We start from the raw sequence: 14,673 nt of genomic DNA on the forward strand, positions 1-14,673 counted from the left end.
TTGCATGGGCATATTAAGAATGCTTATATTGCAAGAGAAAACAATGACAGCTACTTTATCTGGTTATCAACTCCTCGAAACCCTTCACTCCGGTAGTAAAACCGTCATTTATCGTGGACGGCGAGAAACCGATAATGTCTCTGTGGCGATCAAAACTCTTCTGTGCGAACATCCACCCCTAGAAGATATTGCTCGACTGCGCCACGAATATCAAATCATTGAGTCACTGCGAATTCCTGGCATTGTTAAAGCCTACGAATTAAAGAATTATCAGCATGGTTTGGCTTTGGTTTTGGAAGATATCCCAGGTTGCTTGCTCAAAGAAATAATTGCGACTCAAAAAACTACCTTGATTACTTTTCTCAAGGTGGCGATTAATTTGGCACAGACTTTAGGAGAGCTACACGCCCAAAAAATTATACATAAAGATATTAAGCCGCACAATATTTTAATTAATCCCGAATCTGGGGAAGTCAAACTGATTGACTTCAGTATCTCCTCGCGCCTCGATCGAGAAAATCCTACCTTGAGCAATCCTAATTTGCTTGAAGGTACACTTGCCTATATGTCGCCTGAGCAAACAGGCAGAATGAACCGGGTGTGCGACTATCGCACCGACTTTTATTCGTTGGGTGTCACCTTGTATGAAATGCTAACAGGCACGCTGCCATTTTATGCTAGTGACCCGATGGAGTTGATCCACTGTCACATCGCCAAAATGCCAGTTGCACCCTGTAGTGAAACCGTGTGTCGTGTTCTAGAAGATGTACCAGAGGCAATTAGTGCAATTATTTTGAAGCTGTTAGCAAAAACAGCAGAGGAGCGGTATCAAAGCGCTTGGGGACTGAAAGCGGATTTAGAGGAATGCTTGTTTCAACTTCAAGTGATTGGCAAAATTGAAAACTTCGTACCAGGGAGACAGGATAAATCTGGGCATTTTTTGATTGGGACAACAACTCTACGGACGCGAAGCAGAAGTAGCAACATTAATGACTGCATTTGAGCGTGTGGCAGGTGGTAGCAGCGAACTTATGCTCGTCTCTGGTTATTCGGGCATTGGCAAGACGAGTGTCGTCAATGAAGTTCATAAACCGATTGTCGGGGCCAGAGGTTATTTCATTGCAGGCAAATTCGATCAGTTCAAACGCAATATTCCATACACGTCGTTGATTCAGGCGTTCCAATCTTTGATTCAGCAATTACTCACTGAAAGTGTTGCCCAAATCCAAGGATGGAAAGAGAAACTATTAACCGCGTTGGGAGAAAACGGGCAAGTCATCATTGATGTGATACCCGAAGTCGAACTGATTATTGGAACTGTGCCACCTGTAACCCAATTGGGAGCAACAGAATCTCAAAACCGTTTCAATCGCGTTTTTGGGCAATTCATTGGGGTATTTACGAGCCAAGACCATCCCTTAGTTGTCTTTCTGGATGACTTGCAGTGGGCAGATTTGGCATCACTGAACTTAATTGAGCTATTGATGACCGATACTGAGCGCAAATATTTATTGCTAATCGGGGCATACCGTGATAATGAAGTGTCGCCCACCCATCCATTGATGATGAGTTTGTCCAAAATTCAATCCTCTGGTGCGCTGGTGAATAACATCGTCTTGTCATCATTGCAGTTAACGGATGTGGAAGCGTTAATTGGCGATACATTGAATCACATAGAGCACAGTCAGCCACTAGCAGAATTACTATTCCACAAAACCGGGGGGAACCCCTTCTTCTTAACACAACTGCTGAAAACTTTATATCAAGAAGACTTACTAACATACGACTTCCATTCAGGAGTATGGCAATGGAATATTCAACATATTCAAGCAATCGGCATTACTGACTTGAATGTTGTTGAATTGACAGCGAGAAATATTCGCAAACTGTCATTAGAAACGCAACAAGTTCTGAAACTGGCTGCTTGTATTGGTAATACTTTTAACTTAGATGTATTAGCGATCGTCAACGAAGTATCTTCTTTAACCACTGCGGCGCAATTGTGGTCAGCCCTGCAAGCTGGGTTAATTCTACCGTTAAATCAGGATTACAAAATTCCCTTAGTCTTTACTCAGGAAGATTCTGACAGAATTAATTTAACTGATGTCAAGGTTGATTACAAGTTTTTACATGACCGCATACAGCAAGCGGCGTATTCTTTAATTCCCGACGATCGCAAGCAAGCAACGCATCTGAAAATTGGTCAATTACTACTACAAAATACGACACCAGAAGAACGCAAAGAAAATATATTTGCTTTAGTTAATCAACTCAATTACGGTACTGATTTACTGATATCTGAAACAGAAAAATATCAACTTGCAGAACTAAATCTGATCGCCGGTCAAAGAGCAAAAGCAGCCACAGCGCACGATTCCGCCATCAAATATTTGCAAGTCGGTTTGGGATTGTTAGCAGAAGAAAGCTGGAAGTGTGAATATGAACTGACATTAGCACTGCACTTAGAAGCGGCAGAGGCAGCTTTTTTGAGCGGTGATTTTGCAGAAATGCAGAGATTGTTTGAGATCGTCCAAAACTGTGCTGTGACGCTACTGGACAAAATTAAAGTGTATGAAGTCCTGCTTCAAGCTTATATGGCGCAGAACAGGTTATTAGAAGCGGTTAACACAGCGCTACAAGTTTTAAAGCAGTTAGGGGTAGAGTTTCCCCAAGAACCGAACGCGTCAGATATTGGGCAAGGTCTGGCGGACACTGCGGCAATTTTGACTGGAAGGCGAATTGAGGATTTAATTGAGCTACCTCAAATGAGCGATCGCTATAAATTAGCAGCTATTAGACTTTTGTCAAGTATCTTTGCTCCTGCATATATTGCTGCTCCTGCACTGTTGCCCTTGACGGTGTGCAAACAAGTACAATTATCTGTCGAATATGGTAATGCTGCCGTTTCTCCTTTTGCTTATGCCAATTATGGTTTTCTTCTTTGTGCGATTGTGGGAGATATTGATTCAGGTTATAAATTTGGTCAGTTGGCTTTAAATCTAGTGTCAAAGTTAAATGCTCAAGAAATCAAAGCCAAGACAGTTTTCATCGTAAATCTATTTATCCGACATTGGAAAGAGCATCTGAGAGAAACCTTAGAGCCTTTGCTGTCAGGTTACTCTAGCGGAATGGAGACAGGAGATTTAGAATATGCAGGCTATTGTCTACTACAGTACTCCTGTTTAGCTTACTTTAGCGGTAAAGAACTGGCTGTCCTTGAAAGAGAGATGGCAAGAAACAGAGATGCTATTCATAAAATTAAGCAAGAAACAGCGCTTAATTATATAGAAATCTATTGGCAGGCTACCTTAAATCTACTGGGAAAAAATGAAAATCCCTGCCTTCTAAAGGGTGAAGCCTGCGATGAACAGATCGGGTTGCCACTGCACCAACAAGCAAACGACAATGCGGGAGTTGGCTACATCTATTTGAACAAATTTTTGCTTTGTTATTGGTTTGAAAATTACTCGGAAGCGATTGAGAATCTCGCTATAGCAGAGAAGTATTTAGATGCAGTGGTAGGAATGCCCCTTGTTCCTCTATTAAATTTTTACGATTCTTTACTGCGGCTAGCGGTGTATCCTAATAGCCAAGAATCAGAGCAAAAGGCAATTCTCGATCGCGTCCAAGCTAATCAAGAAAAAATCCAAAAATGGGCAGATTATGCCCCAATGAATCATTTACACAAATTCTATTTAGTAGAGGCAGAACGGCATCGAGTTTTAGGCGAAAAAATCGAAGCGATCGAGATGTATGAAAAAGCGATCGCACTTGCTAAAGAAAACGAGTACATCAACGAGGAAGCGATCGCTCACGAACTCGCCGCCAAATTCTATTTGTTATGGGGTAAAGAAACGATTGCCCAAATATACATGACAAATGCTTACTACGCCTATAGTCATTGGGGTGCTGTTGCTAAAGTCAAAGATTTAGAAACACGCTATCCGCAATTAATTTTGCGGTCAAACACAGAAAAAATCGAAACGAATTACCTACACACTATTCAAACAAGCTCTACGACTACTGGAGGCGCTCACATTTTCGACTTCATGACAGTGATGAAAGCTGCACAAGTGCTGTCAGAAGAAATGGTGCTAACTCAGCTGCTCGAAAAATTGATGAAGATTGTCATCGAAAATGCTGGCGCTCAACAAGGTTACTTTATTGCCAAGCACGAGAATAAATGGATGTTAGAAGCGACGGGAATAGTTATAGATAAGGAGGTTAGCGTTGTTGTTAACGTAGAGGATAAAACTAATTCACCCCTACTCCCAGTTGCCTTATTGAATTATGTCGAAAGAACTAGAAATAATCTAGTTTTAGACAATGCTGTTAAAGACTCACGTTTTGTGGCTGATGCTTATATCACCACTTACCAATCCAAGTCAATTTTGTGTTTGCCGCTGATTCACTCTGGCAAGTTTACTGGAATTATTTACCTGGAAAATAATCTCATTTCTGGTGCTTTTACCCCAGAACGGGTGAATGTGCTGAGTCTGTTGATAGCACAAATTTCGATTGCGATCGACAACGCCCGTCTTTACACCAACCTGCAAGCTTACTCAGAACAACTGGAAGCTAAATCACAAGAACTCGAAACTAAAAATGAAGCTTTGCAAGCATCCGAAACGCGAGAGCGAGAAAAAGCCGAACAAATCGAAAAATCTCTGTATAAACTACAACAAACCCAGGCTCATCTTGTGCAGACCGAGAAAATGTCGAGCTTGGGGCAATTGGTAGCTGGGGTTGCTCACGAAATCAACAATCCAGTCAATTTTATCTTTGGCAATCTGACCCATGCCAACAGTTACACCCAAGAGGTGCTAAGACTGCTGGAACTTTATCAGAAGCATTATCCATCTCCCCATCCAGAGATTCAGTCAGAAGCAGAGGCGATCGATCTAGAATTCGTGCTAGAAGACCCTGCCGAAGCTACTATCTTCTATGTGGGTTGGAGCAGATCGGATTCGGCAAATTGTCGCTTCTCTGCGAACCTTCTCACGTATGGACGAAGCCGAAATTAAAGCTGTTAATATTCATGAGGGCATTGACAGTACGATAATGATTCTCCAACATCGCCTCAAAGCCAAGTCAGATCGTCCCGCTATTGAGCTTATTAAACACTACGGTAATTTGCCCCAAGTGGAATGCTATGCAGGGCAGCTAAATCAAGTATTTATGAATGTGTTGAGTAATGCGATCGATGCTTTGGAAGAGTCATTAACGAACAATCAAGGAGAAATAACAACTCCAACTATTACTATTCACACTGAGCAAATTAATGCCGATCGAGTCGAAATTCGGATTGCAGACAATGGGATGAGTATACCAGAGCCGATTCGCCGTCGCCTGTTCGATCCTTTCTTCACCACAAAACCTGTGGGTAAAGGAACAGGTATGGGCTTGTCGATTAGCTACCAAATCGTTACCGAAAAACATGGTGGTTCGCTCTCTTGCACTTCAGAACCGGGCGAGGGAGCGGAGTTTCAAATCCGTATTCCAGTTTGCCAGTAAGTTATACCATTTTAGATTTTGGATTTTAGACTTCGGCTGCGCTCAGTCGAACGATTTTGGATTGGAAATTGCCTTGGTGCGTCTGGCTTGGTGTGAATCCATGTGTCGCAATCATTTTTCAAAATGGTATTAGTAATAACATTGCTCTGAGGAGCGATTTCTCGCACTGAATTTTGAGTAGTTGCGATCGCTCCCTCGCCATTTCACAACCCCAAATTTCAGATTAGCTTTTGAAAAGGATGTCATAAAGTGACAGCAGAATCTCTACCACAATCAGAATCACCACATACCACTCTACTCGCTGACTACTGCTATGCTGCATGAACTCCAGCACCGTTTGAGCGGTTTGGGCAATTAGCTCTAGTTTACGTTCTAGAGCATGGTGACGTTCGCGAATTTCGTATTCATCCTCCAAGCGCAGATATAAGTTTTCTAGCTGTGGAGATTCCCAGAGCAACTCCGGCTTATCGATAATCTCTACTTGACCTACAATCTTATGTTGAACTAATAGGGTAGTTCCTAGTTGACGCAGTAATTCCCGGCTTTGTTGTCTACTTCTGTTTTCACGCTGGAGACTAGCTGCGAACGGTTCAATTTGATCGAATACAGTCGCTAGGCTGGTTTCATAGTGAGACAACACAACACTCTTGGCGAGAATATCAGCCACTATCTGCAAGCGTTCTATACTCAATTCATGCAGTAAAATTTTTCCTTCCTTGGCTCGTTCACTCTCACTAATACTGAGATGAACTTCTACCTCTTCTGTTTCTGGGTCGGCAAAAGGGCCGCTAATTTGAGAAGATAGTTTGGTCAAAAAGGCTACCTTTTCTCTCGGCTCAAGGTTAAACAGGACAACTGCACCATAGGCTAGCAATACTGCGTAGCCTTCTTCACCAACTCTAATTATTAGTGGCATAGTCGCCAAGGAAACGTAATTATCTAGTGTCTGTAAGTTAATACCTTTACCAAGGAACAGGGCCTGCGCTCTAAATCTATCTTTGTCATTAAAAAGGAGTTTTTGCATTATTGCCCAAAAGCTATATTCTGCCTGCTTTACTGCTCTGGTAACGATAGTAATTGATGCCTGTTGTCGGGATAACTACAATTTCAGCTTACCATTTCGTCTTTCCCCTACAGCCTACACCCTGTTTTGGTCAAAAAATTTCAACCAGTCAAGGTAAATTGGGACTGTCTAATTATTGCTGGATAGATGATACAGTCTAATGTCTCGTTGCCACCTGAGTATGTTCTTCGTAAGGCCAAGCCTTTTGATATGTGGTTAATAGTATTTTTTGTGTTTAAAGCAAAGCTAGATCCCAGTCAACTCAGATGGCAGCAATTTTGGGTCATTGAATGTGATGGGCATTTAGTAGCCTTCGGGCAGATCCGAAACTTTCACTTAGCACAAGAACTAGGTAGTTTATTTGTTGCACCAGCTTGGCGAAACCGTGGTTTGGGGACTGTTCTAGTGCAGCATTTAATTACTCAAGCTAGTCAACCGCTTTATTTAAAATGCTTAAAACATCAATTGGTGAATTTTTACATTCAAAGAGGTTTTGTATCCGTTAACTTTCAAGACTTACCACCATCCCTCAAGTCTAAGTTTGGACTATCTCAATTACGAAAGAGGTTAACAAAATCTTTTGTACTATTTATGAAGTATAAATATTCTAACTGAGCACTTATATATTCCCTCAATCCAGTGAAAGATTAGCCTATCCTGTAAGAGGCGCGTCCATGCTTCTCTAGATATTGCTGATGATACTCTTGCACTCTGAAGAAATGACAGCGTTTTTCAAGTAATTGAACTACACTACTCGTCACTCAATACTTTTCGGATAAATCCAACAATCTCTCTTTTGGTCTGGGTAAAGGTTAATGGGTTTGCGGGAAAAGGTAAATATCAAACCCTTTCCCTTTTCCCTTTCCCCCAAAACCCAAAAAGTATTGACTCGCTACTCCCTCTAAAATTGTTAGAGTAAATAAAGTTATGAGGACGCAAATATGACTGACAAAAATCGTTCTCAATGGGACTTAGGCAGGTTTATCGAAACCCTGACTTACTTTGAGGTAATTCCTTTCCTTAACTGGGTACAGCAATTAATCCAAGGTCGTCCTAAGGATAATCAATATAGACCCAATGGGGGAAGAAACGTGGGTGTAATATTAGTAGCAGGTGCAACGGGCGGTGTCGGTAAACGAGTTGTGCAGCGATCGCTCCAACAAGGTTATAAAGTTCGCGCTTTAGTTCGAGACATTGACAAAGCGCGGTCAATTCTTGGTAATGATATCGATTTAGTAGTTGCGGATATCACGCAACCAGAAACTTTAACTCCTTTAGTTCTTTCTGATATCCAAGCTGTAATTTGTTGTACAGCAGTACACGTACAACCAGTTGAGGGAGACACAGCAGATAGAGCTAAATACTATCAAGGTGTTAAATTTTACCAGCCAGAAATTGTTGGTGACACTCCCGAAAATGTAGAATATCAAGGAGTAAAAAACTTAGTCCAAGCGGCAGCAAAATATCTACCTCAAGCAAAGGAAAAACTAATATTTGATTTCACCAAGCCATCAGCAGAATTAAAGGATAGCTGGGGAGCGTTGGATGATGTTGTCATGGGTGGCGTGAGTGCTAGTAATATCCAATTATTAGAAAATACAGCTTTATTTGCGGGTAATGTTTCCACTGCTAACTCTGGCGGATTTGCTTCTGTCAGAACGAAAAATTTTGATCCACCTTTCAACTTATCTAGTTATGAAGGTGTGAAATTGCGTGTCAAAGGTGATGGTCAACGCTATAAAATCTTTCTGCGGACAGATACAACATGGGATGGTGTTGGCTACAGCTATTCTTTTGACACCGTAGCTAATACCTGGATAGATGTTCATGTTCCCTTTGCAGATTTGATTCCCGTCTTTCGGGCAAAAACTGTCAAAGATGCGCCACCAATTGAGCAAAGTAGAATTTGCTCATTTCAACTGATGTTGAGCAAATTTGAACATGATGGCGCTTTAAATCCGAAATTTTCCCCAGGTAGTTTTACTTTCCAGTTGGAATCAATTAAAGCTTATGGGGGGGCAACTTTACCACAATTTATCCTCGTCAGTTCAGCAGGTGTCACTCGTCCTGGTCGTCCTGGCATTAATTTAGATGAAGAACCGCCAGCAGTGAAATTAAATGACCAATTGGGAGGAATTTTAACTTGGAAGTTGAAGGGAGAAGATAGTTTAAGAGAAAGCGGAATTCCTTATACAATTATTAGACCTTGTGCCTTAACTGAAGACCCAGGAGGTAAGGAATTAATATTTGAGCAAGGTGATAATATTAGAGGCAAAATCAGTCGTGAGGATGTGGCAGAACTTTGCGTACAAGCGTTAAAAATAGGAAAAGCGTCTAACGTCACATTTGAGGTTAAGCAGGGAGAAAATACTGTCAATATCGATTGGCAGAGTTTATTTTCTAATTTACAACCAGATAAGAGATGAAATATCTACAGATTTTTAGTCTGTAAATTATCTCAACCAACTCTGGTTAGATAGACTGTTCTAACAAGTCAGCTATTGGTATGAAAAAAATCAAGGTGTTAGTAATCGCCGGGATTTTAGCAACAATTATCTGGGGCAGTTTTTTTTCTAAAACTGCCTCATCGCAGCAAGTAGAGTCCCGCATCTACAATCTGGAAGCGGATTTAAATCGTGTTGAGTCGCGGTTAAATCAGCTAGAGTCTCAGTTAGGTAGAACTCGCCAGTCTCCATCTTCAAGAACAACACTTACCCCACGACAGTCAACTGGTTCTAGAAGGAACTTATCACAACAAGATCCGATGTTCGATCGGCTTGCAACTTTGGTGATTGAATTGAAGCAACAAGTTAATAAATTAGAGGAGCGAGTTGCTAAATTAGAATCGCGTTAAATATTTAATCAAATTTTAAAAGGCTAGTACCGCAAGGCGGAATTAAAAATTAAAAATTAAAAATTAAAAATGAACACATTAAGGTGAGAGACGCGATGAATCGCCGAAGGTGAGAGACGCGATGAATCGCCGTCTCTACAATAATCAGTTTTTCGTGTTGACGGCGATTTATAATTTTCATCAAAAAATTTTAACCGAACCGTATTGAGCTATTTTTGGACAATTTTCACCTGCAATTCTTGTAAAAGTTCAGTGCTAATGGGTGATGTTGCCAGAATTGGATGCTTAATACCTCCCCAAATACTTCCAGTGCGGATACGATGGGAAACTAATATTTCAGGAATTTGACTAGAGATTAAAACTTGTGGTGGTGTAAGTTGACCGATGGCTCTCGCTCTCTTGTAATGATACGATTCTGATAGAGCCAGATCCAGTTTTTGAGCGATTATTTCTGGGGTTTGTGTTGCCGAATCTAATAATAGAATATAGTGCGGAGGATCGGTAATTGGCATCAAGCTTTTAAAATTAGTTTCTTGCAAGTTCAGTAGAGTTAGAACATTATTTACAAAGGTTTCTTGTAACTTTTCGCCTACCAAATCGCTAATGGCTTGATATCGTCCGAGAAACTCTAAACAGGGAGTGTGGCGATAGTAATGAGTTACCCGAATGCGATCGCCAATTCGATAACGATACAAACCCCCTTTTTGAGATAAAATAATCGTGTATTCCTTGCCAATGTTGAGTTCATGTAAACCATACAACGAACCAGCATCGTCCTCGAACTCGAAAAATACTTCATCCAGAACCGGCACACATCCCCCAGCAACAATCAACGGAATCGTCATTGGTGCTTCCGTTGCAAGTAGTCCTTTACCTTGAACTAATACGTCTGGAAATTTTAATCTTAATCCTTGCGCTTGGTCTGCTGCATTGGCGCTATCCCAGCAAGAAATCAGCTTCAAATTTGGCCAGAGTTGCATCCAGGGAATATTACTTTCGCACAGGTTTTGCAACCGATGATGTGAAATCCGGTTGTGTAATTCTCCTCGTAACAAATCTTGATTTTCTTGAATATATTTTAAATGTACTTGTAGAAAACTAGGACTCCAAATAGAGATAATTTCTAGTTTTTCAGCCTCTAATAATGCCAAAGCCAGTTGATGTTTAAACAAGTTCGCATCATGTAGCCGATTAAGTTTATTTGGCATCACCAACCAAGGACGCAAAAACCAACGCAACCAGCCATCTAAGTAATCTAAATCATCTTGTAAAGTTTGACTATCAGCTACATTTAATTGCGGCGATATACAAGCATAAAGTTTGCCTGTGGAAAATTTCGGGCCATGTACAATCAGATCGTGTGCCCATACACAGAACATCTGATTAAACGATCGCCGCAAAGATTGAGTATAAGGAATCCATTTTACTGCTCCACTACTACCAGAGGTTTTTTCGTAGAACAAAATGGGTTCTGGTGTAAGGGAAATTTGCTGATGTTTTTGATTTAAGTAAGGTTCGAGTGTATCATAATTTACAATTGGTAGACGCTGCCAATCGTCTACAGAATGAATTCCCAAAGTTTTACCATACTCACTTTTGATTAGGCGATCGCAAATCTCCCTTTTTATAGATGTCTGCATTAACTCTGGGTTATCCAAAGCTTGATGAAATCGCCTCGCAGTTGGCGCAAGGATTTGCCCAAAAAGCTGAATAATCGGACGCATTATTGCACCTTTTGATTAGGATAAAGGTTACTGACTGCTGGTACATAAGAACCATCACCAATGACGACACCAGCAGCAAGATTAGATCCGGCTCCCACAAAAACATTGCTGCCAATCTTGACTTTTTTGACATACAACATTAAATTTTGCTTACGGGGTTTAATGACGTGAGAATAGATACCGACACGATGCCCGATAACGACGCGATCGCCAATTTCTAATAAACTGCGATCGGCAATTTCTAAACTTGGTGTCCAATAGACATCTCGCCCCACTTTAGCACCCCACAATCGCAACCAACAAGAAAACACCCCTGGAATCAACCGCAACACTGCTTCCAACACTGGAATTGCAATAAAAATTACTTGGATTTGATGACTACCCCACCAGGAATTATATTCTTTATTTTGTAGATAACTAATACCTTCCCGCACAGGATAAACCCATTCATGCAAGCGGTAAACTAGCACTGGTAGCCCATAAATAGAAAGGAACACCCCGAAAATACTGAAGATGTTGGGTGAATAAACGAGGTAGACTATTGCTGCCCCAGTTAGCAATAATACAAAGGCGGGAAAAAACAACAGAATTTTACTTAGAACAGTCATGAAAATGGAAATAAAAGTTTTTGGAACAAGTTTAATGAGCTAGAAATTCCGATTGTAGATGGCATTTTTTTGCTTTCATAATATGTCCCATGTAACTTATCCCAAATTTTTAGATTAGCTCCATAGTTATAATTGTGGATTTCACAGCAATGATGCCAAGCATGATCCTGTGGCAAGATTAACCAAGAAGATAAAAATTGATAAAACCAGCTATGTTCAGGAATTATCAAACGGCTATGTCGCCATAAATCTAAGGCAGAAGTTAGACTTACTCCAAGTACATAACCTGTAGGATCGGCTAAAAGATATAAAAATAAAGTGTGTATCCATAAATAAATAATTAACAAACTTGTCCAAAGTGTGTTGCGAGAAGTTCCTAGTACATCCATCTGAGTAACAGTATGATGAACTTGATGAACCGTCCACAAATATTTTGTATGTAATAAACGATGATTCCAATAATATAAATAATCAATTACAACAAACCCAATCAGAAAACTCAGAATTAATGATAATTTTAAATTTCCTTGCTGAGTTGGTAATAAATGTTGATAAAGCCAATAAACTAAAGTAGCTTGTAGTAAGGGAATCAAAATTCCTTGAATCATTAGCCCTGTACCATCTAGTAACCAATCTTCATGGCTTTTAACTTGAAGTTGAGTTCTGCCAATTTGATTGCTAATAGTCCAACCAATTAATCCGATAAAAGAGCCAAAAATTAGTAGTTGTGAAAAAGTTTGTATTTCCACTTTTGATTACTCACACTGATATTAGACTTCTTACAAAAGCCGGGGTAAAGGTGAAAGGGAAAAGGGTAAAGAAACTCAAAATCCTCCCCTTTAACATGAGTCCCTTTTCCCTCTCTTGGAAAAATATATTTTTGCAAGAGACTTCATGAGTGGAACTCACAAGGAACAATGAAAATACTTCTTCCTGTTCCCTATTCCCTATTCCCTATTTTCAAGGCGGGTCTATTAAATTTAGCAACTAATTGTCCTGTCTGGTTTACTTGCTGCTGACGGTTGAATAAATCCGGTAGCTGCTGGAGTAATTGTTCGGGATTTTACACACATTTCCTATAATAAAATGCGTTCAGTCGGTGAATACCCTAAAATTTGGTGTGTTACTCATGCTCAGACACAAAAGCCGCCGAAAAATTTCCTCAGTAGCGATGCTTGTGCTTGTTATATGCTTTACTCTGGTAGGTGTGCGTTCATTTGGGCAAACAATTATGACATCAGCACCCCAACTGCTCACCGACCCATTTTTGCAATTGCCGACTGCAACTTCAGTGCAAGTAGTTTGGTTTACTGAATTTGCTGGTGTTAATCACATAGTAACCTACGGGGAAAATCTCAAACAAACTGCTAGAGCAAGTACTACCAAACTTAGTCGCACGCGTGAAGACCAACAATCAAGAGTTGCAAGCCAAAACCAAGACGGACAAGTTTATCAAAAACCCGTCCAAAGGGACATTTGGCGACATGAGGCTGAGGTAACTGGGTTAACTCCTGGTGTGCGGGTTAACTATCGTGTCACAAGTGTGCAAGAAGACGGCAAAAGTGTTGACAGTGATGTTTTCAGCCTTGCAGCTACTCCTAAATCAGATACACCACTTAAAATTCTACTGACCTCAGATCATCAATTAAAGCCGATGACAGCGGCAAATCTGCAAAAGGTGGTAGAAACAGTGGGACGAGTCGATGGCGTGTGGTTTGCCGGTGATTTGGTCAATGTTAGCGATCGCGCCTCAGAATGGTTTGATGATAATGGTGGTGGTGCGTTGTTTCCCGGTTTGCAAGGTCGTGCTAAACATGAAATGACGCACAATGGTGTTAAAACAATCTACACTGGCGGACAAATAATTCAACACGCACCCATGTTTACTTGCATTGGCAATCATGAGGTAATGGGGCGGTTTGCTAGGACAGGGAGTTTAAATGATGAATTTGATGATACAATTCCCCGTGTTGTTGCTCAAAGAATCTATCCAGATAAATCTTTAATCGATAATTCTTTTAATACTAATACCTATGAAGAGATTTTTTCTTTACCAAAAAGTAAAGAGGGTGAAAAAAGGTATTATGCAGTTAGTTTTGGTGATACGCGTTTGGTGGTACTGTACGCTACAAATATGTGGCGAACTCCCAAATTAGATGGAAAGTTTAAGGGTAGATATCGAGAAGCTGAAAAGGATTTAAATAATCCTGAAAATTGGGGTTATGGACAGGTGATTTATGAGCCAATTGCTAAAGGCAGCAAGCAATATAATTGGCTAGAGTCGGAACTTAACAGCCCTGAGTTTCAACAAGCAAAATACAAAGTTGTGATGTTCCATCATCCACCCCATACTTTGGGTGATAATATAGTTCCTGCTTATACAGAGCCAGTACAGATAATTGAACGGGATAGCGACAATATCAAAGCAGTGCGTTATGAGTACCCAAAAGACGCAGATTATATTATCCGCGATGTTGTCCCAATACTTGAAGCGGCTAATGTGCAATTAGTATTCTATGGACATTCTCATTTATGGAACCGCTTTGTTAGTCCCAGTGGAATGCATTTTTTGGAAACATCTAATGTAGGCAATACTTATGGTGCTGCTTGGGGTGACAGAAAACGAGAAGTCCCAATTGGATATCAAGAGGATTATGTTAAGCTTGGCGATCCCAATGAATTAGAACCGATAGTGCCAACAATTGCCCCCTTGCTGGGTGAAGATGGGAAGCCGATGCCTTATATTGCGAGTAATGATATTACGGTTTTTAGTATCTTTGATACGGGGACGGGTACGATTAGTAGTTATCGTTTTGATACTCGTAAGCCTGATTCGGAAGTATTAAAGTTTGACGAATTTAAGTTGAATCCCCAATGAGTTACTGACGAGAATATGAAAGCGTAAGGACA

General features: G+C 40.6%; 8 protein-coding genes and 1 pseudogene. 5 read left to right on the forward strand and 4 right to left on the reverse strand.

Annotated elements, in window-relative coordinates; all coding sequences use genetic code 11:
• Positions 1–43 precede the first annotated feature (43 nt).
• Positions 44–5,514 (forward strand): annotated as a pseudogene (locus NSTCB13_RS03540) (trifunctional serine/threonine-protein kinase/ATP-binding protein/sensor histidine kinase).
• Between the two features lie 223 nt (positions 5,515–5,737).
• On the opposite strand, the gene NSTCB13_RS03545 reads toward NSTCB13_RS03540, so the two are convergent.
• Positions 5,738–6,538, reverse strand: coding sequence for an RMD1 family protein (locus tag NSTCB13_RS03545; protein WP_445628381.1), 801 nt, complete (start codon positions 6,536–6,538; stop codon positions 5,738–5,740).
• Between the two features lie 186 nt (positions 6,539–6,724).
• Here NSTCB13_RS03545 and NSTCB13_RS03550 point away from each other — a divergent pair, with 186 nt between their 5' ends.
• From NSTCB13_RS03550 to NSTCB13_RS03560, 3 genes are all read left to right on the forward strand, one after another.
• Positions 6,725–7,192: a GNAT family N-acetyltransferase gene (locus NSTCB13_RS03550; protein WP_445628382.1), complete on the forward strand. Its 468-nt coding sequence runs from the start codon at positions 6,725–6,727 to the stop codon at positions 7,190–7,192.
• 326 nt (positions 7,193–7,518) lie between these two features.
• Positions 7,519–9,003 carry a CIA30 family protein gene (locus NSTCB13_RS03555; RefSeq protein ID WP_448271350.1) on the forward strand — a complete coding sequence of 495 codons (1,485 nt, stop codon included), beginning with the start codon at positions 7,519–7,521 and terminating at the stop codon, positions 9,001–9,003.
• A gap of 80 nt (positions 9,004–9,083) precedes the next feature.
• On the forward strand, positions 9,084–9,431 hold the full coding sequence (locus NSTCB13_RS03560) for a hypothetical protein (RefSeq protein WP_445628384.1): 348 nt from the start codon (positions 9,084–9,086) through the stop codon (positions 9,429–9,431).
• 209 nt (positions 9,432–9,640) lie between these two features.
• Here NSTCB13_RS03560 and NSTCB13_RS03565 read toward each other — a convergent pair whose 3' ends face one another.
• From NSTCB13_RS03565 to NSTCB13_RS03575, 3 genes are read right to left on the reverse strand one after another with little or no spacing between them, the layout of a single operon-like run.
• Positions 9,641–11,155 (reverse strand): GH3 family domain-containing protein, encoded by a 1,515-nt coding sequence (locus NSTCB13_RS03565; protein ID WP_448271351.1) that lies wholly within the window; start codon positions 11,153–11,155, stop codon positions 9,641–9,643.
• Positions 11,155–11,763 (reverse strand): acyltransferase, encoded by a 609-nt coding sequence (locus NSTCB13_RS03570; RefSeq protein ID WP_448271352.1) that lies wholly within the window; start codon positions 11,761–11,763, stop codon positions 11,155–11,157. The genes NSTCB13_RS03565 and NSTCB13_RS03570 overlap by 1 nt, the downstream gene beginning before the upstream one ends.
• A complete protein-coding gene (locus NSTCB13_RS03575; RefSeq protein ID WP_448271353.1) occupies positions 11,760–12,512 on the reverse strand; it encodes a sterol desaturase family protein in 753 nt (250 codons plus the stop codon). The genes NSTCB13_RS03570 and NSTCB13_RS03575 overlap by 4 nt, the downstream gene beginning before the upstream one ends.
• A 482-nt stretch (positions 12,513–12,994) precedes the next feature.
• Here NSTCB13_RS03575 and NSTCB13_RS03580 point away from each other — a divergent pair, with 482 nt between their 5' ends.
• Positions 12,995–14,641, forward strand: a complete 1,647-nt coding sequence (locus NSTCB13_RS03580) for a metallophosphoesterase (protein WP_448273114.1) — start codon at positions 12,995–12,997, stop codon at positions 14,639–14,641.
• The last annotated feature ends 32 nt before the right edge of the window (positions 14,642–14,673 follow it).

Source organism: Nostoc sp. DSM 114160 (assembly GCF_053470305.1).

What these genes read in the sequence shown, in the direction of transcription:
- NSTCB13_RS03545 (WP_445628381.1), bottom strand. Translation starts at nt 6,538, where the DNA reads ATGCAAAAACTCCTTTTTAATGACAAAGATAGATTTAGAGCGCAGGCC.
- NSTCB13_RS03550 (WP_445628382.1), top strand. Translation starts at nt 6,725, where the DNA reads ATGATACAGTCTAATGTCTCGTTGCCACCTGAGTATGTTCTTCGTAAG.
- NSTCB13_RS03555 (WP_448271350.1), top strand. Translation starts at nt 7,519, where the DNA reads ATGACTGACAAAAATCGTTCTCAATGGGACTTAGGCAGGTTTATCGAA.
- NSTCB13_RS03560 (WP_445628384.1), top strand. Translation starts at nt 9,084, where the DNA reads ATGAAAAAAATCAAGGTGTTAGTAATCGCCGGGATTTTAGCAACAATT.
- NSTCB13_RS03565 (WP_448271351.1), bottom strand. Translation starts at nt 11,155, where the DNA reads ATGCGTCCGATTATTCAGCTTTTTGGGCAAATCCTTGCGCCAACTGCG.
- NSTCB13_RS03570 (WP_448271352.1), bottom strand. Translation starts at nt 11,763, where the DNA reads ATGACTGTTCTAAGTAAAATTCTGTTGTTTTTTCCCGCCTTTGTATTA.
- NSTCB13_RS03580 (WP_448273114.1), top strand. Translation starts at nt 12,995, where the DNA reads ATGACATCAGCACCCCAACTGCTCACCGACCCATTTTTGCAATTGCCG.